General features: G+C 60.0%; 17 protein-coding genes and 2 pseudogenes. 7 read left to right on the top strand and 12 right to left on the bottom strand.

Annotation, left to right across the window (positions count from 1 at the left end):
• Positions 1 to 179 precede the first annotated feature (179 nt).
• Both CAF76_RS02445 and CAF76_RS02440 read right to left on the bottom strand, forming a co-directional pair.
• Positions 180 to 1,715: an EAL domain-containing protein gene (locus CAF76_RS02445; RefSeq protein WP_085646689.1), complete on the bottom strand. Its 1,536-nt coding sequence runs from the start codon at positions 1,713 to 1,715 to the stop codon at positions 180 to 182.
• Positions 1,716 to 1,821: 106 nt separating this feature from the next.
• Positions 1,822 to 2,089 (bottom strand): annotated as a pseudogene (locus CAF76_RS02440) (LysR family transcriptional regulator); the annotation flags it as partial.
• Between the two features lie 311 nt (positions 2,090 to 2,400).
• On the opposite strand from CAF76_RS02440, the gene hppD reads away from it, so the two are divergent.
• On the top strand, positions 2,401 to 3,477 hold the full coding sequence (gene hppD / locus CAF76_RS02435) for a 4-hydroxyphenylpyruvate dioxygenase (protein WP_007958955.1): 1,077 nt from the start codon (positions 2,401 to 2,403) through the stop codon (positions 3,475 to 3,477).
• A gap of 63 nt (positions 3,478 to 3,540) precedes the next feature.
• Here the strand turns inward: hppD and rarD are convergent, their stop codons facing one another.
• From rarD to CAF76_RS02415, 4 genes are all read right to left on the bottom strand, one after another.
• A complete protein-coding gene (gene rarD, locus CAF76_RS02430) occupies positions 3,541 to 4,422 on the bottom strand; it encodes an EamA family transporter RarD (protein WP_085646688.1) in 882 nt (293 codons plus the stop codon).
• A 168-nt stretch (positions 4,423 to 4,590) separates the two neighbouring features.
• Entirely contained in the window at positions 4,591 to 6,708 is a 2,118-nt protein-coding gene (locus CAF76_RS02425; protein ID WP_085646687.1) for an acyltransferase family protein, read from the bottom strand.
• Between the two features lie 108 nt (positions 6,709 to 6,816).
• The gene (locus CAF76_RS02420; protein WP_085646686.1) at positions 6,817 to 7,830 is read right to left on the bottom strand and encodes an aldo/keto reductase; all 1,014 of its coding nucleotides are present in this window, start codon (positions 7,828 to 7,830) and stop codon (positions 6,817 to 6,819) included.
• Between the two features lie 69 nt (positions 7,831 to 7,899).
• Positions 7,900 to 8,799 carry a LysR family transcriptional regulator gene (locus tag CAF76_RS02415; RefSeq protein WP_085646685.1) on the bottom strand — a complete coding sequence of 300 codons (900 nt, stop codon included), beginning with the start codon at positions 8,797 to 8,799 and terminating at the stop codon, positions 7,900 to 7,902.
• A gap of 97 nt (positions 8,800 to 8,896) precedes the next feature.
• Here CAF76_RS02415 and CAF76_RS02410 point away from each other — a divergent pair.
• Positions 8,897 to 9,253 (top strand): annotated as a pseudogene (locus CAF76_RS02410) (hypothetical protein); the annotation flags it as partial.
• A 548-nt stretch (positions 9,254 to 9,801) separates the two neighbouring features.
• A complete protein-coding gene (locus CAF76_RS02405; RefSeq protein ID WP_011334319.1) occupies positions 9,802 to 10,173 on the top strand; it encodes a DUF6124 family protein in 372 nt (123 codons plus the stop codon).
• 57 nt (positions 10,174 to 10,230) lie between these two features.
• Here CAF76_RS02405 and CAF76_RS02400 read toward each other — a convergent pair whose 3' ends face one another.
• Positions 10,231 to 11,541, bottom strand: a complete 1,311-nt coding sequence (locus tag CAF76_RS02400; protein WP_085646684.1) for an MFS transporter — start codon at positions 11,539 to 11,541, stop codon at positions 10,231 to 10,233.
• Between the two features lie 171 nt (positions 11,542 to 11,712).
• On the opposite strand from CAF76_RS02400, the gene CAF76_RS02395 reads away from it, so the two are divergent.
• The 4 genes from CAF76_RS02395 (at position 11,713) to CAF76_RS02380 (ending at position 17,145) form a co-directional block, all read left to right on the top strand.
• Positions 11,713 to 12,837: a sugar diacid recognition domain-containing protein gene (locus CAF76_RS02395; protein ID WP_085646683.1), complete on the top strand. Its 1,125-nt coding sequence runs from the start codon at positions 11,713 to 11,715 to the stop codon at positions 12,835 to 12,837.
• A 91-nt stretch (positions 12,838 to 12,928) separates the two neighbouring features.
• Positions 12,929 to 14,068, top strand: a complete 1,140-nt coding sequence (locus tag CAF76_RS02390; RefSeq protein ID WP_085646682.1) for a glycerate kinase — start codon at positions 12,929 to 12,931, stop codon at positions 14,066 to 14,068.
• A gap of 222 nt (positions 14,069 to 14,290) precedes the next feature.
• Positions 14,291 to 15,916 (top strand): methyl-accepting chemotaxis protein, encoded by a 1,626-nt coding sequence (locus CAF76_RS02385; RefSeq protein ID WP_085646681.1) that lies wholly within the window; start codon positions 14,291 to 14,293, stop codon positions 15,914 to 15,916.
• Positions 15,917 to 15,957: 41 nt separating this feature from the next.
• Positions 15,958 to 17,145: a pyridoxal phosphate-dependent aminotransferase gene (locus CAF76_RS02380; protein WP_085646680.1), complete on the top strand. Its 1,188-nt coding sequence runs from the start codon at positions 15,958 to 15,960 to the stop codon at positions 17,143 to 17,145.
• A 124-nt stretch (positions 17,146 to 17,269) separates the two neighbouring features.
• Here CAF76_RS02380 and CAF76_RS02375 read toward each other — a convergent pair whose 3' ends face one another.
• The 5 genes from CAF76_RS02375 to CAF76_RS02355 form a co-directional block, all read right to left on the bottom strand.
• Positions 17,270 to 18,247, bottom strand: a complete 978-nt coding sequence (locus CAF76_RS02375; protein ID WP_064600846.1) for a D-glycerate dehydrogenase — start codon at positions 18,245 to 18,247, stop codon at positions 17,270 to 17,272.
• Positions 18,248 to 18,268: 21 nt separating this feature from the next.
• A complete protein-coding gene (locus CAF76_RS02370; RefSeq protein WP_064596897.1) occupies positions 18,269 to 19,567 on the bottom strand; it encodes an MFS transporter in 1,299 nt (432 codons plus the stop codon).
• A gap of 66 nt (positions 19,568 to 19,633) precedes the next feature.
• A complete protein-coding gene (locus CAF76_RS02365; RefSeq protein WP_143491795.1) occupies positions 19,634 to 20,653 on the bottom strand; it encodes a sugar kinase in 1,020 nt (339 codons plus the stop codon).
• Positions 20,646 to 21,428, bottom strand: a complete 783-nt coding sequence (locus CAF76_RS02360; RefSeq protein ID WP_064596894.1) for a sugar phosphate isomerase/epimerase — start codon at positions 21,426 to 21,428, stop codon at positions 20,646 to 20,648. The genes CAF76_RS02365 and CAF76_RS02360 overlap by 8 nt, the downstream gene beginning before the upstream one ends.
• Before the next feature lie 342 nt (positions 21,429 to 21,770).
• Complete coding sequence (locus tag CAF76_RS02355; protein ID WP_085646679.1) at positions 21,771 to 22,799, bottom strand: LacI family DNA-binding transcriptional regulator; 1,029 nt, start codon at positions 22,797 to 22,799, stop codon at positions 21,771 to 21,773.
• Positions 22,800 to 22,896 lie beyond the last annotated feature (97 nt).

Below are 22,896 nucleotides of genomic sequence, written 5' to 3'. Positions count from 1 at the left end.
CCAAGAGCCTTGAAGCGACTCGGTGATAATGGCTCACCTGCCCATCTTGCAACAGGTAAGAAAAATTGTAGTAGTTAATGTGGCAAGAGTAAATCCTGACTTTTTCTTCATGTAACAACAACGTTGTTTTGTATCAATTTGGTGCGGGCTGTCGGCAAATCAGGATTTATCCCGCCAAGTTAATGATGAGTTAATGCTTCGATGAAATCTGCGGCCGGCATCGGCTTGCCGAAAAGGTAGCCCTGCAGAAAGTTGACATGGTGGGCGGCCAGATAATCACATTGCGCTTGGGTCTCCACACCTTCGGCCACAATGCCCAGATCCAGTTTGGTGGAGAGCTCGATGATGCTGTCCAGAATGTGCCGGGACAGCGCATCCTTATCGATCATGGCGACGAATGTCTGGTCGATCTTGAGGAAGTCGACATTGAATGTCCTCAAGTAGCCGAGGCTTGAATGGCCGGTGCCAAAGTCGTCAATCGCGATCTTCACACCCATCGCACGCAACTGTGTGAACAGTTGATGAGTGATGTCGGACGGCTCGATCAGCTCGCGTTCGGTCAGTTCCAGGACCAGCGTGATGCTGCCGGGCTGGAAAGCTGACAAAAATTCACGGCAATCCTCAACCAGCTCAAGATCGCGGCAGTGGCTGGCGGTGATGTTGATGCCGATGTGGAACGGCGAATCGAAGGTTGGTGACAACGGCCCCAGTATGACAGCGGTTTGCTGCATCAAGGCGCGAGTCATCGGCACGATCAGCCTGGAGTGTTCGGCAAACGGTATGAACAGATCCGGACGCACCAGTCCCTCCTTGGGATGGTTCCAGCGCATCAGCACTTCCGCGCCCGACCAGCGTTTGCTGTCGCCGTGCACCACCGGTTGAAAATAGGGAATGAATTCACCTGCTTCCAATGCCCGAAGCATTTCATGGCTGGGCGAGGTGGAGCGCTTCTGCACGATGTAGCCGATCGCTGCCGATACCGCACCGAAGAACATCAGCAGGCTGAACAGCGGCGGGTATTCATCTTTCATGTAGCGCCAGGTCTCGCCTTCGGCAAACGCGGCGGTGACCGTGAACGCATAGTGCGACGAGTGCAAGGTACTTTGCGCCACCGGCAACGCGGGCAGGGCGCCCTGATGCACTTTGCCGTCGGCGGAGAGCCAGTTGTTGCCGACTTGCAGCAACAACAATGTATGCCGGCCGATCAGGCGCAGGATGTTGCTCAGGTGGTAGCCGTCCAGCGTGGTCAGCGCGCCACCGCGCCCTTCGCTCAGGCGATACACCAGCAGCGCGGTATTGGGTGTCACCGGGTTGCCGTTCATGAGCCACAGCTTGCCTTCGGCGTAATCGCCCGGATTCACGGCTTCCTTGAAGTCGCCGAACAGCGAACTGCAATAGAGATTGTCGTCCCACACCAGGTTGGTCGAGCGTACGAACGGGCGACGGGTGACTTGTTCGCGCAAGGCCAGTTTGACGGTTTCGCAGGTCTGGCCGGCCAAAGGCAACAGTTCGCGGGCGGCCTGGGCAGTGTTGTCGAGCATCAGTTCGAACTGGCGCAGGGCTTCATCGGCGGTGTGTTGCGAACTCTGCTGGAGGGCGCGTTCAGCCTGCATATAGAGAATGACGCTGCCGAGTACGATCGGCAGCAGGCCACACAGCAATGTCACGATAATCCGGGTGCTGCGCTTGCGGCGGGGCCTGACGGTCAGTGGCATGGGCGCATCCTGTCGCGATGGAGTGGGGCTCTTGATGGCAGGAGAAGCGTGCGCGCAAAGCCCAAGGTCTGAGCCCATGATAGATGGCCAATGGCACCTGCGCCGCTCAACGGTAATCCAGTCGTGTTGCCAGTTGAATAAACGCCTGCGTGGCGGGCGAAGTCTGGCGCTGATCCAGCACCGCCAAACCGACGTGCCGGGTGACTGCAGGGGACAGCGTTCGCTTGACGTAACGCGGGTCTGGGTCGGAAGGCAACAGAGGCTACCACGGTCATCGCATCGGCCCGGCCAGTGGCATCGAGGGTGCTGAGCAACTGCGCGTAGCGATAGCGAATGTTCGGGCTCAGCCGGGCGGCGTTGAATAGGCGCGGAACTTACTGGCGGGCATCTGGCTGTATACAAACCCCTTGCACCAGCCGGAAAAAAGCGGATTTTATAGAGAGGGCAGACAACCCTATTTACGCTGTGTAGAATCGGGTTACGCATACAATAATAATCGTCTTCTGGCAGCAGAAGCCTCGCCCGCAAGAGCCTTGGGTCGACAATGAAGATATTCGGGTTTCAACTGATCTACGGTGACTTCCTCGCCCGCAGTGTGCGTGGCATCTCCTGTGCGCCGCCCACCGGTCTCAGCATTACTGACAAATAACTCTGGTTAATTGATAAGAATGATGAGGCGCCAACCATGGCAGATTTATACGAAAACCCAATGGGCCTGATGGGCTTCGAGTTCATTGAGTTCGCATCGCCGACACCTGGCACCCTGGAGCCGATCTTCGAGATCATGGGCTTCACCAAGGTCGCGACCCACCGCTCCAAGAACGTGCACCTGTATCGCCAGGGCGCGATTAACCTGATCCTCAACAACGAACCCCACAGCGTTGCTTCGTACTTCGCGGCCGAGCACGGCCCGTCGGTTTGCGGCATGGCGTTCCGGGTCAAGGATTCGCAGAAGGCTTACAACCGCGCACTGGAACTCGGCGCCCAGCCGATCCACATCGAAACCGGCCCGATGGAGCTGAACCTGCCGGCGATCAAAGGCATTGGCGGCGCGCCGTTGTACCTGATCGACCGTTTCGGCGAAGGCAGCTCGATCTATGACATCGACTTCGTGTTCCTTGAAGGCGTTGACCGCAACCCGGTCGGTGCCGGCCTGAAGATCATCGATCATCTGACTCACAACGTGTATCGCGGTCGCATGGCCTACTGGGCGAACTTCTACGAGAAGCTGTTCAACTTCCGCGAGATCCGCTACTTCGACATCAAGGGCGAGTACACCGGCCTGACCTCGAAAGCGATGACCGCGCCGGACGGCATGATCCGCATTCCGCTCAACGAAGAGTCGTCGAAGGGTGCCGGGCAGATCGAAGAGTTCCTGATGCAGTTCAACGGCGAAGGCATCCAGCACGTGGCGTTCCTCACCGACGATCTGGTCAAGACCTGGGATCAGTTGAAGAAGATCGGCATGCGCTTCATGACCGCGCCGCCGGACACCTACTACGAAATGCTCGAAGGCCGCCTGCCGAACCACGGCGAGCCGGTCGATCAACTGCAATCGCGCGGCATCCTGCTCGACGGTGCGTCAGATAAAGAAGACAAGCGTCTGCTGCTGCAGATCTTCTCGGAAACCCTGATGGGGCCGGTGTTCTTCGAATTCATCCAGCGCAAGGGCGACGATGGTTTCGGCGAAGGCAACTTCAAGGCACTGTTCGAATCGATCGAGCGTGACCAGGTGCGTCGTGGCGTGCTCGCTACCGAGTAATCCGCCTCAGATGTAAAAAAGCCCGGCCTGCAGAAATGCAGGCCGGGCTTTTTATTGCGCGTATTACGGGCGCCGCTGGCGCATCAGGTGCTTGAACCCTTCAAACACCAGCACCACCACCGCGAGCCAGATCGGGATGTAGGTCAGCCATTCACCGGGCTTGATGCTCTCGCCGAGCAGCAGCGCCACTCCGAGCAGCAACACCGGCTCAACGTAACTCAACAAACCAAACAGGCTGAACGGCAGCAAGCGGCTGGCGATGATGTAGACCACCAGCGCCGAGGCACTGATCAGGCCGAGCAGCGGTATCAGCCACGTCAGCGCCGGGTACTGATCGAACACGCCGAAACCCTGTTCACCGCCACGCACAAACCAGTACGCCACCGGCAGCATCAAAGTCATGTCGACCCACAAACCGCCGAGATTGTCGGTCTTGAGGTATTTGCGCAGCACGAAATACAACGGGTAACCGACGACCACGACCAGCGTCGCCCAGGAAAACCCGCCGACCTGATACAACTCGTTCAACACGCCGAGGCTGGCAAAGAACACCGCGACTTTTTGCAGGTACGACAGGCTTTCGCCATAAGCGATGCGCCCGGTCAGCACCATGGCCAGCGGCAACAGGAAGTAGCCCAGCGAAACATCGAGGCTGTAGCCATTGAGCGGCGCCCACATGAACAGCCACAACTGCACGCCCAGCAGCGCTGACGAAATAATAAGGCCGCCAATCAACTTCGGCAGCGCAGGAACCCGGCGCAGCAGCTCCAGCACTCGCCGCCATTCGCCGGAAACCAGCATGAACACGGTCATGCAGGGCACGGTCAGCAGCATCCGCCAACCGAAGATTTCCACGCCGCTCAACGGAGTGAGCAGCGAGGTGTAGTAATACATGACGGCAAACAGCGTCGAGGCTGTTACCGAGAGAGCGATACCTTTAGACAAACTGTCCTCGCGGGGGTGATGGTCAAACGGGGAGCGAAGGATACGTGGTTTTTGTGCTGAATATTGGGCAGGTGCTCAATATTTGCCACACATCAAACAGCCTGTAGACCTTCGCCTGCTCGCGAAGCGTTCAGCCTTGCTGCGGAGCCCGTCCGGAGGCACGAATCATCACTGCGCACCTTGCAAGGGATTGCCAAAGTTCATGAGGTACATCTCGCCAAACTTGTAAGAGGCGTAATCGGTGATGTGCCCTATGTCACGATAGACCGGAAAACCGTCGACCGTGTTCATGCACGCATCACCTGTGCATTGCACGGTTTTCGGGTCAATGACAATTAACCCGGGGTACTCAGTCTTCAGGTCATTAAAGAGTGTTTCCAGCGCTGGTTCTTTGCTGCCGGACCATGGCGTAGTAGCGCAGAGGTTGCCTTGCTCGACACTGCCCATCAACCCACGCAACTTGACCTGGCGCAGCAGGCACGCGTTGATCCCAGATGGCATGGGCAGCGTGTTCTCCAGAAACACCGGGATAGCGCCTGATGCGACGATAATATCCAGGGCTTGCCGGATTGCTACGCCAAAGCGTTGTCGAGACAGTTCCAGGCTGTGAGGATCATCGCGTTTAGTGACGATGTCACCGTTCAGATAAGCCTCCCAGAACTGGCCCAAAATCACATACTTGAAGTGCTTGTTCGCAATCATCTCGTAATAGCGTTGAGCGGCGTCGTGGCATTTTTGAAACAACGCGTTCTTGTATTTTTTCGCGTCGTACTGGTAGATCCCGGGCAACGCCAGGCACGCCGGGTAAGCCTGTGCGAGTACAGCAAGATTGGCGTCCCTGGCCAGCGTTTCAACGAAACCCCAGTAGTGATTCGAAAACGAATCGCCCATCAGAAATATTTGTGGCGCCGCGTGATCGGCGCCCGATATGCAGCCAGGATCGGCACCATCGCTGACACCAAGACATCCTTCCCGAGCAACTGGCACGGATGCTTTCAAATCGTTGAGCATGTTGCTGTAGCCCTGATTGAAGCGGCCCGGCCAGCCTTCGTGCCTGACACTGGCCGAGTGCAGCAGCGACAGGCCGATAGCGGGCAAAATCATCAGTACCACGAGCGTTTTGGCAAAACCAAATCGTGCCTTGCGGAACTTGTTTTCAATCAGCACATAAGAGAGCCAGGCCGAGACGAAAGTGCAAACGAAGTAAATGATTGTCATCGACGGGGTTAGCGCGATTCCCATGTAATTCATCACCGCCAGGATCGGCCAGTGCCATAGATACAAGGAGTACGAGAGCGTGCCGATAAACACCAAGGGTCTAAACGCGAGCAGCTTGGCGAAAATGCTTGCATCACCAATCCCCTGATACAGCAATGCTGCAGTGGCGAGACACACGGCAATGGCATGGTATTGCGGGAATCCCGGCAAGATATCGTCCCGGGTGGCGCAATAGATGATCGTGACCAGCGAAAGTGCACAGACCACAGAGGCGCTCAGGCGATTGAGCCGGAACTTGCCCGTACTGAAGATGACCGCACAAGAGCCGATCATCAATTCGAAAATCCGCGCAGCGAAGAAGTAGTAGTTTTTCTCAGGAGTGGCGTAAGACAGGTACAGTGCGAGCACCATTGCTGCCACGGTCAGGCCGAGCACCGCCGCTTTGAAAATAACGTTCGGCAGATAGCGGTTGAGCAGCCAGATGCCCAGGGGGAGTATCAGATACCACTGCCATTCGATGGCCAGAGACCAGGTGTGCAACAGCGGCAGGCTTGCTGCATCCGGTGTGGCGTAACCCGTGGTCACTTTGGAAAAGTACTGGTTGGAGATGATTAACGAGGTGTACTTTTCGCTTTTTAAAAAATCGACGTAATCATCGGGCAAGTACAGCAGCGTCGTGAGCATCAATGTGACGATCAATAAAGCAATAACGGCCGGTTGCAGTCGCCAGATCCGGCGCGTGTAGAACCCGGAGAAAGTGAACGTACCGTTGTGCAGCGACTTCATGATGATAGCGGTGGTCAAATAACCCGAAATCACGAAGAAGATATCGACGCCGATGAAACCGGACGGGAAAAGCGCCAGTCCGCCGTGGAAGATCAACACCAGTAGAACAGCGATGGCGCGAAGTCCGTCAATGTCGGCCCGGTACGCGAGGGAAGGGCGGCGATCGCCGAAAGTTGCGGGCTCTATAGCGCAAGTGAGGGGGCGCAGATCTTTATCGCCCGTTAATTTGAACAGCAGCCCGCGCAGTGGCTTTCTGAAGAGCTCGGCGGAGCGATTGGACATGTGCTGATCCCTGGCAAATTCCGAACGATCAATCAGCTTCCGTTTGATCGCGCTTGATTCGATTAAAAAACAGCCGATTGTATCGGCTGTTCAAGGTTTAGGAAAATCCTACGCCTGATGGGGTTTGCGGCCTGAAACAAAATGGCTCACATCATTAAACCCCGGCGTCGACGCATGCCCCGGCGTCACCAGCGAGTCGATAAACGCCTCATCCTGCGCTGTAATCTTCACCGACTGCGCTTTGGTGTACGCATCCCACTGCTCTTCAGTGCGCGGCCCGACGATCGCCGACGTCACCGCACCGTTGTTCAGCACCCAGGCAATCGCAAACTCGACGATCCCGACCCCACGCTCCCTGGTGTATTGCTGAATCTGCTGGGCAATGCGCAGCGACTCCACGCGCCATTCGGTTTCCAGAATGCGCTTGTCCTGACGCCCGGCACGGCTGTTGGCATCCGGAGTCACGTCCGGCGCGTACTTGCCGCTGAGCACGCCACGGGCTAGCGGGCTGTAAGGCACCACGCCGAGGCCGTAGCTCTGGGCGGCGGTAATCTGCTCGGTTTCGGCCTGGCGGTTGACGATGTTGTACAGCGGCTGGCTGATCACCGGGCGATCGACTCCCAGTTTGTCCGCCACTCGAATCACCTCGGCAATCCGCCAGCCGCGATAGTTCGACAGGCCCCAATAACGGATTTTGCCCTGGCGAATCAGATCGCCTATGGCCGAGATCGTCACTTCCAGCGGGGTGTTGTGGTCCTCGCGATGCAGGTAATAGATGTCGAGGTAGTCGGTGCCGAGCCGGGTCAGGCTGGCCTCCAGACCATTGAAAATGTGCTTGCGGCTCAGACCGCTGCGGTTCGGCACGCCGTCCACCGGGCCGAAACCGACCTTTGTCGCCAGCACCCATTCATGCCGATGACGGGCAATGGCCTCGCCGACGATCTCTTCCGAGCGGCCATTGGTGTAGACGTCAGCCGTGTCGATGAAATTGATGCCCTGATCCCAGGCCTTGTCGATGATGCGCAGCGAATCCTCTGCGCTGGTCTGCTCGCCGAACATCATCGTGCCAAGGGTGAGAGTGGAAACCTGCAACCCCGAGTGACCCAGTGTGCGATAGCTCATGCCGAAATCCTTTTGTCGGTGGGAAAGCTTCCATCAAATACCAGAAGCGCCCGGCGCGGCAAAGTGAATTTATCGGCGCAGTGCCTCGCAGCGCACCCGCAAAAACGCCTGCAACACCTTCACCCGCTCCGACACCTGCACCCGGTGCGGGCACAACAGATTGAACGGTACGCTCTCGCCGTGCCAGTCATCGAACAGTGTCACCAGCCGCCCGGCGCGCACGTCTTCGGCGACGTCGAGCCAGGCTTTATAGGCGATGCCGTGCCCGGCGAGTGCCCAGCGGCGGGCGACTTCGCCGTCGTCGCTGAGGTAGTCGCCGCGCACTTCGACTTCCAGCGTTTCGTCGTCGCGATGGAAACGCCAGGTGTTGTAAGGACGGCCGTTGCGCAGGTAGAGCAGGGCGCTGTGCTCGCTCAATTCGGCAGGATTTTGCGGTGTACCGTGGCGCTTCAGATAGGCAGGACTGGCGCAGGCGACACGACGATGCTCAGGCAGGATCGGCAACGCCACCAGCGTCGAATCAATCGGCACGCCAAAGCGCAGCGCCACATCCACAGTCTCGCGAAACAGATCCGCATGCCGGTCGTTGAGCAGCAATTGCAGTTGAATGTGCGGGTGTTCGCGCTTGAAATCATCCAGCCACGGCAGTAGCACATTGCGCCCGAAATCCGACGGCGCTGCCAGTTGCAGCACGCCGCTCAGGCCTTCGGTCTGCTGCTTCAGGGCCTGCTCGCCCTCGGCCAGTGTCGCCAATGCAAGACGCACGCTTTCCAGATAGCGCCGGCCTTCTTCGGTCAGGCGCATGCTGCGGGTCGAGCGGGCGAAGAGGCGGATGCCGAGGCGGGTTTCCAGGCGTTTCAACGCGATGCTGGCGGCGGCCGGCGTCAGCTCCAGCGCCCGGGCGGCGGCGGAAATGCTGCCGGAGTCGGCGGTGCGGACGAAGATTTCCAGATCGAGGATTGAGCTCATTAGTAAAAATCCGTTGAAGATCCTTGGCGTTTTGCGGGATTTTTCTGCGATTGGCAAGCACAGATACTGGAATCCTGAATAACCGCAGGAGACAGACATGACGTGGACATTTGATCATCTCGCCTTCAACACCGCTGATGGGCAGACGCTGCAGGACGCTTTCGGCGGGTTATTGGGATTGACGCCGGGGCGTCGGCCGCCGTTTCCGTTTCCTGGGCGGTGGTTGTATCAGGATGGGGAGGCGTTGGTGCATGTGATTGAGCAGCCTGCGCCGGGCGAGACTGCTTTGAGCCATATTGCGTTTCGCACCGATGAAGAGGCGGCGGTGGTTTTGAAGCGGGTGCAGGGGAGTGGGTTGCCGTATCAGGTGGCGCAGGTGCCGGAGGATGGGATCTGGCAGATTTTTGTGCAGATGCCGGGTGGGGTGGTTCTGGAGTTGGATGCGAAATCGGGGCCTAGAATCAAGAGCGCCCTCACCCCAGCCCTCTCCCGGAGGGAGAGGGAGCCGACTGAGGTGTTCTCACGAGGTACGCCGACCTGGGATATCGAGTCGAACTCGGGCTTTGAAAAGCACCTGGATCGGCTCCCTTTCCCCCTCGCCCCCCCGGGGGAGAGGGCTGGGGTGAGGGGGTAGGTTCTCAAGTGCACCGCAGTGTTTAAGCCATACGTTTAAAGGACACTTCCAGACACGCACCCAGGCTACGCAACCTTGCGCCGTTGCCTACGACTAAGCCAGAATCCGCCGGCTTGTGCGCTTATGGGCCGGGTTTTATCGTTGTCCCGTCGCTGAAAAGAACAGCGATCGGGTTTGGTAGCCCGGGTCTTTAAGTGCAGAGTGCTCCATTTTGTAGAGTCTTTTGTCTCTGTTTTATGGTGGTCATTCGCAGGGCACCTTCGGGTGCGCCGTTTCTCCTAAGGCCCGGTCTACCAACCTGCGTCTGGCCACCACCATCGTTTGGTAGCGAGTGTGGTGGCTCCAATAAGCGCCTTAGGAGTTTCACCATGATCAAACCAACACCCAACCCACCCGAAGCCGATTCAACGTCCCCCTACGAAACCCTCGATTCCAAGAAATTCCACGAAGCCGCCGAACGCGCCCTCGATCACTACCTCAATCCGCTGCTTCCCAGAAAACCGCTGCTCAAACCCAACGCCCGCTACCTCATCGCCCCCGGCATCGACAGCGAAGAACTGCTGGCCGATGCCTGCGAGACGCTGACCTCTGCCAAAGTCATGGCGACCGACTTCGCCGGACTGGTGGACGGCTCGCAGAGGCATGTGCTGCTGGGCATTGCGCAACTGATCATGCTGAGTGAACTGGCGGTGAACCGGGCACTGGATAATCTGGAACTCAAGACTGAAGCACCGCTGTAGCTAGATCCAAAAGAAAAACGGCCCGGTAATGGGCCGTTTCTGTATTTCGACTAAGGCTTAAGCCCGCAACGTCCGCGTCATCCGCAACGCCAGCAAACTCCCGCCAACAATCACACCCGCCAGCAGGTACAACGCCGCATCCGTCGACCCGGTGCTGTCTTTGACCCAACCCACAAGGTAAGGGCTCAAGAACCCCGCCATCTGCCCCATGGAGTTGATCAACGCCAACCCACCCGCCGCAGCACCCGCGCTCAGCATGGCCGTCGGCACTGGCCAGAACATCGGCAACCCAGTCAACGCACCCATGGTCGCAATGGTCAGACCGAGGATCGCAATCGCCGGATTCGCCGCGAAGTTCACCGCGATCAGCAGGCCGACAGCGCCCATCAACATCGGCACCACCAAGTGCCAGCGACGTTCTTTACGCAAGTCCGCCGAACGACCCACCACCAGCATGAACACGGCGGCCAACAGATACGGAATCGCACTCAACCAGCCAATCACCAGGTTGTCGCTGAAGCCGAGGTTCTTGATGATCGACGGCAGCCAGAAGTTGATCGCGTACACGCCGCTCTGGATGCAGAAGTAGATCAGGCCGAAGGCCCAGATCGCCGGGTTCTTGAACACGGCGATCAGCGAATCGGAGGTGGTTTTCGGCTTGTTCGCCAGGTCTTCGGCCTGGTCCGCTTCCAGCACCGAGCGTTCATGCGGGGTCAGCCATTTGGCGTTGGCGAAGTTGTCGCTGAGCAGGAAGTAGGCGAGTGCGCCCAGTACCACGGTCGGAATGCCTTGCAGCAGGAACATCCACTGCCAGCCGGCCAAACCGCCCTGGCCGGCGGCGAAGTGATTGAGGATCCAGCCGGAGAACGGGCTGCCGAGCAGGCCGGACACCGGGATCGCCGACATGAACAACGCCATGATCCGGCCACGGCGGAAGGTCGGGAACCACTGCGAAAGGTAGAGCACAACGCCCGGGAAGAACCCGGCTTCGGCCGCGCCGGTGAACAGGCGCAGGGTGTAGAACTCGGTCGGCGTGGTGACGAACAGCAGGCAGGTCGACAGCGTGCCCCAGGTGATCATCATCAGCGCGATCCAGCGCCGTGGCCCGAACTTGGTCAGCGCCAGGTTGCTCGGCACGCCGCACAGCACGTAGCCGATGAAGAAGATACCGGCACCGAGGCCGTACACGGTTTCGCTGAATTTCAGCGCGTCGAGCATCTGCAGTTTGGCGAATCCAACGTTGACCCGGTCGAGGTAGTTGAACAGGTAGCAGATGAAGATGAAGGGGATCAAACGCAGGGTGATGCGTTTGTAGACGGCATTTTTATCGTCAGCGATGGTCTGGGCGGCAGCGGCGCTCTGCGACATGGCGGCTCTCTCTTTATTATGATTTTTTGCGATGCAAAGGGTAACGTTGATCGCCCTGAGAGTCTCGGCCACCTTTGGCCGGATTGTCTTTGTGCCTGAGCACAGGGTTTGCCGCCAGACCCTGTGCGGGTGAACAACCGTCCGCGCCTGTTTTCAAGGATTCCAGCCCCTATGTTCGAACTCGATCACGACCTCGCCCAGGACATCGTCGACCGGGCCATGGCCATTTTGCCGTACAACGTCAACGTCATGGACAGCCAGGGGCTGATCCTCGGCAGTGGCGAGCCGGAGCGGATCAACACCCGCCACGAAGGCGCGCAACTGGTGCTGGCCAACGGGCGGGTGGTGGAAATCGACGCGCAGACGGCGGTGCATTTGAAAGGTGTGCAGCCGGGGATCAATCTGCCGTTGCTGCTGGATCAGCGTTTGATCGGTGTACTCGGTATCACCGGCGAGCCGGAGCAACTGCGCACTTACGCCGAACTGGTGCGCATGACCGCCGAGATGCTGGTAGGTCAACGCAACCAGCAATCCGAACAGCAATGGCGGCGACAGCGCTGCGATGACTTGCTGGCGCTGCTGTTGAGCGAGGCGGGGGATTCGCCAAGGCTGATCGACGAGGCCCAGCAACTAGGCCTCAAACCGCAACTGACGCGGGTGCCGTATCTGTTCGAGTTGGGGGTGGAGCACGGGCCGGGGCAAACCGTCGAGGCGCTGAGTGCCTGGCTGGTGTCGCGCTATCCCGACAGTTGGTGTGTGAGCTCGGCCAAGTCGTCACTGCTCTGGTGCCGGCCGGCGAGTCAGAATGTCGAGCATGATCGCCTGCTGGAAAAACTCGATGGTCTGGGCTGGAACATTCTGCGTATCGCGGTTGGCGGGCAGGCCGACGGACTGGCCGGGTTGCGCCGTTGCTATCGGCGGGTCGGCGATCTGCTCGCCTATGGTCGCGAAGTGCTGCCGCGTTCACGGCTCCTGACTCTCAATCGCTACCGCTTGCCGGTAATGCTCTGGCGCCATCGCAACGACGATGCGCTGGATGAACTGCTCAAACCATTGCGCAAAGTCATCGCCAAGGACAGCAACGGCCAGTTGCTCGCAACCCTGCGCAGTTGGTGCGATCACGACGGGCAGAGCCAGGCTTGCGCCGATGCCTTGGGTATCCACCGCAACAGCCTGCGTTACCGGATGGAGCGGATTGCCGAGTTGAGTGGGGTCGATCCGCTGAAACTCGACGGGATGCTGGCGTTATATCTGGGTGTGCAATTGCTGCCGCAGACCGACGATTTGTCGAAATGAACAATAAACGCCTGCACGACTTGTGCAGCGGACAGGCGTCAACGCGCAAGGCGACTGGCAGCATGAGGGGCATTGGAACTGGAGAATTCGCATGAAAATCGTCATCGCCCCCGATTCGTTCAAGGACAGCCTGAGTGCCCAAGGCGTTGCAGAAGCCATTGCGTTGGGCCTGGCGCAGGTCTGGCCGCAGGCGACGCTGGTCAAGTGCCCGATGGCCGACGGTGGCGAAGGCACGGTGGAGTCGATTCTCGCCGCGTGCGAAGGCGAATTGCGCCGGACCCGCGTGCGCGGCCCGTTGGGCGCAGCGGTCGAAGCTGCGTGGGGCTGGCTGCCACACAACCACACCGCAATCATCGAAATGGCCGAGGCCAGCGGTCTGCAGTTGGTGCCGCCGGGGCAGCGTGACGCGTGCATCAGCAGCACCTTCGGCACGGGTGAGCTGATCCGCGCCGCGCTGGATACCGGCGCGCAGCGAGTCATTCTGGCCATCGGCGGCAGTGCCACCAACGACGGTGGCGCCGGCGCCATGCAAGCGTTGGGCGTGAAACTGCTGGATGCTCAAGGGCAATCGCTGGTGCCGGGAGGTTTGGCGTTGGCGCAACTTGCACGTCTGGACCTGAGCGAGCTCGACCCGCGTCTGACGCAAGTGCGTTTCGACATCGCCGCCGATGTCAACAATCCGCTGTGCGGCCCCCACGGCGCCTCGGCGATTTTCGGCCCGCAGAAGGGCGCATCCCCTGCGCAAGTGCAACAACTGGATCAGGCCCTCGGTCACTTCGCCGAACTCTGCGCGCAAGCGCTGGGCAAGGATGTACGGGATGAACCGGGCAGCGGTGCCGCAGGTGGATTGGGCTTTGCCGCCAAGGCGTTTCTCGGTGCGCGATTCCAGGCCGGTGTCGAAGTGGTCGCCGAGCTGGTCGGTCTGGCCGAAGCTGTGAAGGGCGCGGATCTGCTGATTACCGGCGAAGGGCGCTTCGATGCCCAGACCCTGCGCGGCAAAACCCCGTTTGGCGTGGCGCGGATCGCCAAGCAACACGGCGTCCCCGTGATCGTCATCGCCGGGACCCTCGGCGAGGGCTATCAAGCGCTCTACGATCACGGCATCGACGCTGCATTCGCGGTCACCAGCGGCCCGATGACCCTTGAACAGGCCTGCGCCGAAGCCCCGCGCCTGTTGCGTGAACGTGCAACAGATATTGCTCGCGTATGGCGTATTGCAACTCCGGCCTGACCTGTCAGTCATCATCTGAAACGACGGGTGTTTCAGTGCTGAAACACCCGCAGCGCCGTGAAAAATATTTCATCTTTCCCCGCAAACTTCCTCAAGCCTGGCCGATACAGAAATCAGGCGCACACAAGATTTTCCAAAACAGTGACGCCGGAACGAAGCCCGCCCACGGGCCCGTGATAACGGCATGGACGCTCGTAGTTTCAACTATCCGAGAGTCCTCCTATGTCCCTGCGTAATCTGAATATCGCGCCCCGTGCCTTCCTCGGTTTTGCCTTCATTGCCTTGTTGGTGATCGTGCTCGGCGTGTTCGCCGTCAATCGCATGTCGATCATCCGTCAGGCTTCCCTGGAGATGGACTCGACGCAGTTGCCAAGCGTCACCCAACTCGCGGTGGTGACGGAGAACGTGCTGCGCCTGCGGATTCTCTCGTTCCGCATTCTGGTCAACCGCGAACCGGCCGGTTTGCAGGAAGCCCAGACCCGCATCGGTGTGCTGGTGGACAAGGTGCGCGCTGCCCAGGCCAGTTACGCGGTACTGCCGGCCGGCCCGGAGGAACGCGCGTTATATCAGGAGTTTTCGACGACTCTCGACAACTATGTGCAAGCGCAGAATCAGATGATGGAGCTGTCGCGTCAGGACAAGCTCGACGAGATGCGCGCCTTGATCAACACGAAGATCAAGGACGGCACCGACAAGATGGGCGAACAACTCAACAAGCTGATCGCGATCAACGCCGCCGACGCGAAGACCGCTTCCACTCAGGCGGGTGAGTATTACAACAGTGCCATTACCGGCATCGTCGCCGTGTCTGTAATTGCCGCGTTGTTGACCGTATTGCTGGCCTGGCTGCTGACCCGCAGCATCGTCACCCCGCTGAACCGCGCCGTCGCTGCCGCGCAAACTATCGCTGGCGGCAACCTGACCAAAGCCATCGAAATCGACGGCAAGGACGAACCGGCGCGCCTGCTTGAAGCGCTGGCAGCGATGCAGACCAACCTGCGCAAAACCATCGAACAGATCGCCAGCTCCGCCACGCAACTGGGCGCCGCCGCCGAAGAACTCAGCGCCGTGACCGAAGAAGCGTCCCGTGGCTTGCAACAGCAGAACGACGAAATCGAACAGGCCGCCACTGCGGTCAACGAAATGACCGCAGCGGTGGAAGAGGTGGCACGCAACGCAGTGTCGACCTCCGAAGCTTCGAACCAGTCGACCCACGCCGCCCGTGAAGGTCGCGATCAGGTGGTGAAAACCGTCGACGCGATCCAGACCATGACCCACGACGTGCAGAACACCGCGCAAATGATCGAAGGCCTGGCCGCTCAGGGCCGCGACATCGGCAAGGTGCTGGACGTGATCCGCGCCATCGCCGAACAGACCAACCTGCTGGCGCTCAACGCCGCCATCGAAGCGGCCCGTGCCGGTGAAGCCGGGCGCGGATTCGCGGTGGTAGCGGACGAAGTTCGCGCCCTGGCCCATCGCACTGCGCAATCGACCCAGGAAATCGAAAAAATGGTCGCCGGCATCCAGAACGGAACCGGTGAAGCGGTCGAGTCGATGCAGCAAAGCAACCAGCGCACCCAGACCACCCTGGAAATGGCCCGCGCCGCCGGTGTTGCACTGGAGCAGATCACCCAATCGATTCACCAGATCAACGAGCGCAACCTGGTGATCGCCAGCGCCTCGGAAGAGCAGGCGCAGGTGTCCCGCGAGGTCGACCGCAACCTGGTCAACATTCGCGACCTGGCCACCCAGTCAGCTGCTGGCGCGAATCAAACCAGCGCCGCGACCCACGAACTGTCGCGCCTGGCGGTGGATTTGAATGCGATGGTGGCGCGCTTTGTGATTTGACCTAGGGTGAAGGCTGGAGACCGCGCAATCAGGAGACGTACATGCGCTATTCAGCCTTGACCCAACGAATTGCCGGGGAGGGAGCAGCGGCCTGGCGGATTCACGACCGAGCGCTGGAGCTGCGCGCCGAGGGGATTGATGTGTTGCTGCTGTCCGTGGGTGATCCGGATTTCGATACGCCGCTGCCGATCATCCACGGCGCCATCGACAGCCTGCTGGCGGGCGATACCCATTATTCCGACGTGCGCGGCCGGCTGGAGCTGCGCAAGCAGATCGCCGAGCGCCATCGACGCAACAGCGGCCAGGATGTGGATGCCGAGCAGGTGATCGTGCTGCCCGGCGCGCAATGCGCGGTGTATTCGGTGGCGCAATGTCTGCTGGATCCGGGCGATGAAGTGATCGTTGCCGAACCGATGTACGTGACCTACGAAGGCGTGTTCGGTGCCTGCGGCGCAACCGTGGTGCCTGTGCCGGTACGTCCGGAGAATGGTTTTCGCGTCGACCCGGCGGATGTCGCGGCGCGGATCACTCCCAGGACACGAGCCATTTTGCTCAACAGTCCCAACAATCCTTCCGGTGCGAGCCTGTCGCTGCTGATCTGGCAAGAGCTGGCGGCGCTGTGTATCCGTCATGACCTGTGGCTGATCAGCGATGAGGTCTACAGCGAATTGTTATACGAAGGCGAGCACGTCAGCCCGGCGAGCCTGCCGGGCATGGCCGAGCGCACCGCGACCATTAACAGCCTATCCAAATCCCATGCGATGACCGGGTGGCGGATCGGCTGGATGATCGGGCCGAAACCCTTGGCGGAACATCTGGTGAATCTGTCGCTGAGCATGTTGTTCGGGCTGCCGGACTTTGTGCAGAAAGCGGCGCAGATCGCGCTGGAGAAAGATCTGCCGGAAGTGACGCAGATGCGCGAGGAATACCGCTTGCGTCGGGATCTGGTGTGCGAGCGGTTACGTGGGTGTCCGGGGTTGTACCCGATCAAGCCGGATGGCGGGATGTTCGTGATGGTCGATGTGCGCCAGACCGGGCTCGGCGCGCAGGACTTTGCCGAGCGCCTGTTGGAGGGGTATGGGGTTTCGGTGCTGGCAGGGGAAGCGTTCGGGCCCAGTGCGGCGGGGCATATTCGCATCGGGCTGGTGGTGGATAGAGTGAAACTGGCGGATGCGTGTTCGCGGATTGCCTTTTGTGCTGCGCAGCTTCTGCAAGTGCGCAGTGCCTGAAGGTTCTGTGTTGTCTTTACTGGCCCCTTCGCGAGCAGGCTCGCTCCCACAGGTATTGTGTACACCGCAGAACACTGTGGGAGCGAGCCTGCTCGCGAAAGGGCCGGTACAAGCGCTGAAAGCTTCAGCTCTGCCAAGCTGATGAGTTCACCAGATTCATCGGCTTCTTCCCAGCCAACGCCGCCAACAGATTCTCCACCGCACACCGCGCCATCGCCTCGCGCGTCTCATGGGTCGCCGAGCCCATGTGCGGCGTCGCCACCACGTTGTTCAGCTGCAACAACGGCGAGTCATGATTCAACGGTTCACGCTCAAATACATCCAGCCCCGCCGCGCGAATCCGGTTATGGCGCAAGGTGTCGATCAGCGCCGCCTCGTCCACCACCTTGCCCCGGGAAATATTGATGAAGATGCTCTCCGGGCGCATCAACGCAAACTGCTCGGCGCCAATCAAACCTTCAGTCTGCGCTGTCAGCGGCAAGGTCAGGCAGATGAAATCCGCCTGCTGCAACAGGTCCTCCAGGCTGCGGTACTGCGCATCGAAACGTTCTTCAACCGCCGGTTTGCGCGACTGGCTGTGATAGATCACCGGCATCCCGAAGCCGAAATGCCCCCGCTGCGCCAGCGCCTCACCGATCCGCCCCATACCGATGATGCCCAGCGTCTTGCCGTGCACATCGGTGCCGAAATGCGCCGGGCCGATGCTGCGATGCCAGTGACCGCCGCGCACCATGTTCGCCAGTTCCACCACGCGCCGGGCGCTGGCCAGGATCAGGGCGAAACCGGTGTCGGCGGTGGTTTCGGTGAGCACGTCCGGGGTGTTGGTCAGCAGGATTTTGCGCCGGGTCAGGTAGTCGATGTCGTAGTTGTCGACGCCCACCGAGACGCTGGAAATCGCTTCCAGCTGCGGTGCCAGATCGAGCAGCGCCGCGTCCAGTTTCAGGCTCGCGCCGAGCAAGCCGTGGGCACCGGGCAGGGCGTCGCGCAGTTTCATCAGGCCATCGGCGTCGAGGCTGTCGATAAGCGTCACATCGACCTGTTCCTCAAGGCGCGCCATCAGCGCCGGCGACAGTTTTTTGTACAGCACAACCTGCTTTTTCATCGCAGTCATCTCTCTATCAATTCAGGAATGGGCCGGCTGCGGACACGGTGCGACGCGCTTGGCCGTCACCCGGTCGCTGGCGCCGGGCTTGAGAAAAATCGTCAGCACCACCGAGAGCATCAGCGCGCCGCTCATCAACAGGTACGAAGCACCGGGCGAACCGGTGGAGCTGTTCAGGTAGCCGACCAGATACGATCCGCCGAACGAACCGAGGGCGCCCATGCTGTTGATCAGCGCCATCGCACCGCCGGCGACATTGGCCGGCAGGATCTCGGGGACGATGGCGAAGAACGGCCCGTAAGGCGCGTACATGCAGGCGCCAGCGATCACCAGCAGCGTGTACGACCACCAGAAATGCTCCGCGCCCAAGGCGTAGGAACCGTAGAACGCCACCGAGGCAATCAGCAGCGGCGGCCAGACGAAGCGTTTGCGCTTTTGCAGTTTGTCCGAGCCCCAGGACACCAGCAGCATGCCGATCACTGCCGCCAGATAAGGCAGGGCCGAGAGCCAGCCGGCCTCGATCATGTCCATCTGCGCGCCGGCCTTGAGGATCGACGGCAGCCACAACACGAAGCCGTAGACGCCGATGCTCCAGCAAAAAAATTGCAGCGCCAGAATGATCACCTTCGGCGAACGGAAGGCTTCGGCGTAGTTCTTCACCGCTTTGATCCCGACCTGTTCGGCAGCCAGGGCGCTTTCCAGATCGTGCTTCTCCTGGTCGTTGAGCCACTTGGCCTGGGCCGGACGATCATCGGCCAGCTTCCACCAGATAAAGGCCCAAAGGACTGCCGGCAGACCTTCGATGATGAACATCCAGCGCCAGCTGAAATGCTGCACCAGATAGCCCGACACCACCGACATCCACAGCATCGTCACCGGGTTGCCGAGGATCAGGAAGGTGTTGGCCCGCGAGCGTTCGGCGCGGGTGAACCAGTGGCAGAGATAGACCAGCATCGCCGGCATCACCGCCGCTTCGACCACGCCGAGCATGAAGCGGATGACGATCAGCCAATAGGCGTTGGAGACCACGCCGGTCAGCGTGGCGAGCCCACCCCAGAGGATCAGGCTGACGAAAATCAGCTTCTTCACGCTGTGCTTTTGCGCGTAGATCGCGCCGGGCACCTGGAAGAAAAAGTAACCGAGGAAGAACAGCGCGCCGAGCAGCGAGGACAGGCCCGGGGTGATCATCAGGTCGGCGGCCATCCCGGAGGCGGCGGCGAACCCGTAATTGGCCCGGTCCAGGTACGCCAGGCTGTAGGTGATGAACACGATCGGCATGATGTACCACCAGCGGCGGGTGGCGAGGGTTGCGGTTTTCATGGTCTTGCTCCTGAGCTTGTTGTTTTTGTCGCAGCAGGTTCAATTGATTGGTTGTTTGTACTGGCCCTATCGCGAGCAGGCTCGCTCCCACAAGGGGTCTGAGTTGGAACCCGATCCTGTGTGGGAGCGAGCCTGCTCGCGATTGGTGGCCTCGAATTCAGCAGACAGTTCGGATCGGGTCGGCAAACCTTCCATATCACCACGGCTCTGCACCGCTCGACTGCCAATCCAGTTGGCGCGTCTCACCGCCTCGGGAAAACTCTGGTGCTCCAGCAGGGCGCTGATCATCCCCACCGCAAATCCGTCCCCGGCCCCCACCGTATCGACCACGGTCTGGACCGGCACGCCGGCGACAAACCCCTGATCCAGATGGGTGCGGTAATACGCACCCTGCGGCCCGAGCTTGATCGCTACGGCTTCCGCACCTTGATCGAGATAAAACGCCGCGATATCCGCCGGGTCCTCAAACCCGGTCAGCAAGCGACCTTCGCTCAACCCCGGCAGCACCCAGTGGGCGAGGGCGGCGAGACGGTTGATCTCGCTGATCATCTCCCGTTCGCTGGCCCACAGGCTCGGGCGCAGGTTCGGGTCGAACGACACGCTGCGCCCGGCGTTGCGCATGCGCGTCATCAGTGCATGGGACATTTCCCGCGCCGACGCGGACAGCGCCGGCGGAATACCGGTGGCGTGCAGGTGCCGGGCGCTTAATAACGTTGGGTTGATCGACTGCGGTGACAGATGGCTGGCTGCCGAGCCACGACGAAAGTACTCGACCGTCGGATCGCTGCCGTCATCGTTGCGCGACTTAAGCTGGAAACCGGTCGGATGAGCCTTGTCGACTTCGACATGGCTGCAATCCAGTCCCTCACGGGCCAGGGTTTCGACGACAAATCGTCCCAGCGAATCAGCACCGACCCGGCTTAGCCACGCGACCCTGAAGCCCAGCCGCGACAAGCCGATGGCGACGTTGCTGTCCGCCCCGGCAATCCGTTTGTGGAACTGCTCAACCGCTGCCAGATCGCCGCTCTGTTCAGCGACAAACATGGCCATGGTTTCGCCGAACGACAGAATATCGATCTCAGACATGAGCAGGCTCCAGACGGGATTGGCCGAGGCGGGCGAGGGCGGCGACGTGTTCGGTGGTGAGTTGCACCAGGTCATCGCCCTGCAACGGGTATTCGGCGGCGCGCATGACCCCTTGGGCCATGTGCCGCAGCAGTTGTTCCCACAGATGCAGGTCGGTGGCGGCGGGCGGTACTGCCACCAGTTTGCCGTCGGCACGGCGGGCCACGGCTTTGCAATGCACGTAACCGACATGACGGCCCAACAAGCGTGCGGCGCTGGTGGCGGACTGGTCTTGCCACTGCCAGTTGCCGATGTCGAAGGTCATCTTGATCGGCAGGTTGTGTTGCTCGACGGCAGCGAAGAAACGCTGGAACGGTTCGATCCGCCCGCCGTGCAGGGTCTGGTCGTTCTCTACCAGCAGTTGCACAGGGCTCTGCGCAAGAATTTGCGCGAGGGTCTGCAAATCGTTGTTGTCGGTGAAGAAGCCCAGGGAAACCTTTAGCCACTTGGAACCGAAAACCTCGGCATTTTGCAGCGCGGTGATGAGTTCGGGATTGGGTCGCGACTGACCGGCCAGCCACAGTTCGGTGGGTGAGGAATAGATGCTCTGCAGGCCTTGAGCGTGTGTGGCGGTGGCGAGTAGATCGGGGACTTCGTTGGTCAGCAGTTCTTCGCGCCACTCGATGCGATTGGCCCCGGCAGCGGCCAGCACCTCGATGAACGAAGCCTGACCATTGCGGCGAACGAGGTCAGCGCCGTAGCTGGACAGGCTGATGGAAACGGCGGGTTTAGTCACTTGGGCAAAAGAGTCATGATCCGTGCATGACACATGGGTCGAGCCTTGGTTGGGGAAACTGCTGGAAACGGCGGGTTTAATCACTTGGGCAAAAGAGTCATGATCCGTGCATGACACATGGGTCGAGCCTTGGTTGGGGAAATTGCTGGAAACGGCGGGTTTATTCATTGTTATTTACCTCTGAAACCGGTTTCATTTTTGTTCAAAAAAAATCAGCCAAGGCTGTGTTGTTTTTTTTGGCCTCATCGCTGGCAAGCCAGCTCCCACAGATAGCGGGTCGCTCACAAATCTCAGGTACACCCCAATACCTGTGGGAGCGGGCTTGCCCGCGAAGAGGCCGTATTAGTCACTACAAAACCCACGGGTCGAACCGCGCTCAATAAGCACCGGCGCAAAATCCAGTGTCCGCGCCGCTTCATCATTCCCACGCAACCGCTTGAGCAAACACTCAAACGCCTGCGCCCCAATCTCGGCAGTTGGCTGGGCAAGGGCAGTAATCCCGCTGCCCACCAACGGATACCAATCCAGATCATCCAGCGCGATCAGCCCGACATCCTCGAATAACCGGCAGCCGATCTCGCGCAAGGCAAGGGTGCAGGCCAGCGCCGCCACGCCATTGGCGCAGAACAGGGCCTTCAGGCCTGAATCAGGTGTGTTCAAAAAGGTTTGAAGGTCTTTAACCAGACTGGAGCCGGTTTCCAGCACTGCACCACGCATGTCTTCGCGCTGGCCAATCTGCTGCTGAAAGCTGCTGACCCGCTCGATCCGCGAACTGGTGCCGTCATAGGGTTCGGTCACCAGCAGTACATCGCGATAGCCACGTTGCTGAAGATGTTCGAGCGCCATCTCGATGGCTTGCGGGTTGTTCAGCCCGACCATGTCGCTTTCCAGCCCATCGACTTTGCGATCCACCAGTACCAGCGGCATTTCCCGCTTCAACTCATCCAGCTCATCCCGGTGATGGCCCAGGGTGTTCACGATCAGCCCTTCGATGTTGTACGAGCGCAACAGCGCCAGGTGCTGGCGTTCCTGTTCGTCATCGCGGTCGGTGTTGCACACCACCAGGCTGTAACCGTGTTGGCGGCAGGCGGTTTCCACCCCGTGCATCACGGCAATCGAATAGGGGTTGCGGATATCGGCCACCAGCATGCCGATCAGGCGGGTGCGCCCGCGCTTCAAGCCTCGAGCCATTTGATTGGGACGGTAGCCGAGTTCGGCAATCGCCAGCTCGATGCGCTGGGCAATCGCATCGGAGAGCAGGGCGCGGTCGTCGCCGATGAAGCGCGAGACGCTTGCCTTGGACACGCCGGCGTGTTCGGCGACGTCTAGCATGGTGACGCGGCTGCGCTGGGCGGCGGAGAAATCGTTCACGGTTGGGTCTTCTTATTCTCTGAAACCGGTTTCAGGAGACAACAGGCGCTTCGTTCAAGTCAAGTGAAAATGCCTTTGATTTAGGGGGTGAAGTCAG

The organism is Pseudomonas sp. B40(2017) (assembly GCF_002112855.1).
In the GTDB taxonomy this organism is placed as follows: Bacteria; Pseudomonadota; Gammaproteobacteria; order Pseudomonadales; family Pseudomonadaceae; genus Aquipseudomonas; species Aquipseudomonas pharyngis.
The sequence above is the reverse complement of the archived record's forward strand: the minus strand, read 5'-3'. Positions and strand labels throughout refer to the sequence as shown.

What these genes read in the sequence shown, in the direction of transcription:
- CAF76_RS02415 (WP_085646685.1), bottom strand. Translation starts at nt 8,799, where the DNA reads ATGAGCTCAATCCTCGATCTGGAAATCTTCGTCCGCACCGCCGACTCC.
- hppD (WP_007958955.1), top strand. Translation starts at nt 2,401, where the DNA reads ATGGCAGATTTATACGAAAACCCAATGGGCCTGATGGGCTTCGAGTTC.
- CAF76_RS02395 (WP_085646683.1), top strand. Translation starts at nt 11,713, where the DNA reads ATGTTCGAACTCGATCACGACCTCGCCCAGGACATCGTCGACCGGGCC.
- CAF76_RS02380 (WP_085646680.1), top strand. Translation starts at nt 15,958, where the DNA reads ATGCGCTATTCAGCCTTGACCCAACGAATTGCCGGGGAGGGAGCAGCG.
- CAF76_RS02425 (WP_085646687.1), bottom strand. Translation starts at nt 6,708, where the DNA reads ATGTCCAATCGCTCCGCCGAGCTCTTCAGAAAGCCACTGCGCGGGCTG.
- CAF76_RS02405 (WP_011334319.1), top strand. Translation starts at nt 9,802, where the DNA reads ATGATCAAACCAACACCCAACCCACCCGAAGCCGATTCAACGTCCCCC.
- CAF76_RS02375 (WP_064600846.1), bottom strand. Translation starts at nt 18,247, where the DNA reads ATGAAAAAGCAGGTTGTGCTGTACAAAAAACTGTCGCCGGCGCTGATG.
- CAF76_RS02385 (WP_085646681.1), top strand. Translation starts at nt 14,291, where the DNA reads ATGTCCCTGCGTAATCTGAATATCGCGCCCCGTGCCTTCCTCGGTTTT.
- CAF76_RS02445 (WP_085646689.1), bottom strand. Translation starts at nt 1,715, where the DNA reads ATGCCACTGACCGTCAGGCCCCGCCGCAAGCGCAGCACCCGGATTATC.
- CAF76_RS02365 (WP_143491795.1), bottom strand. Translation starts at nt 20,653, where the DNA reads ATGTCTGAGATCGATATTCTGTCGTTCGGCGAAACCATGGCCATGTTT.
- CAF76_RS02400 (WP_085646684.1), bottom strand. Translation starts at nt 11,541, where the DNA reads ATGTCGCAGAGCGCCGCTGCCGCCCAGACCATCGCTGACGATAAAAAT.
- CAF76_RS02370 (WP_064596897.1), bottom strand. Translation starts at nt 19,567, where the DNA reads ATGAAAACCGCAACCCTCGCCACCCGCCGCTGGTGGTACATCATGCCG.
- CAF76_RS02420 (WP_085646686.1), bottom strand. Translation starts at nt 7,830, where the DNA reads ATGAGCTATCGCACACTGGGTCACTCGGGGTTGCAGGTTTCCACTCTC.
- CAF76_RS02390 (WP_085646682.1), top strand. Translation starts at nt 12,929, where the DNA reads ATGAAAATCGTCATCGCCCCCGATTCGTTCAAGGACAGCCTGAGTGCC.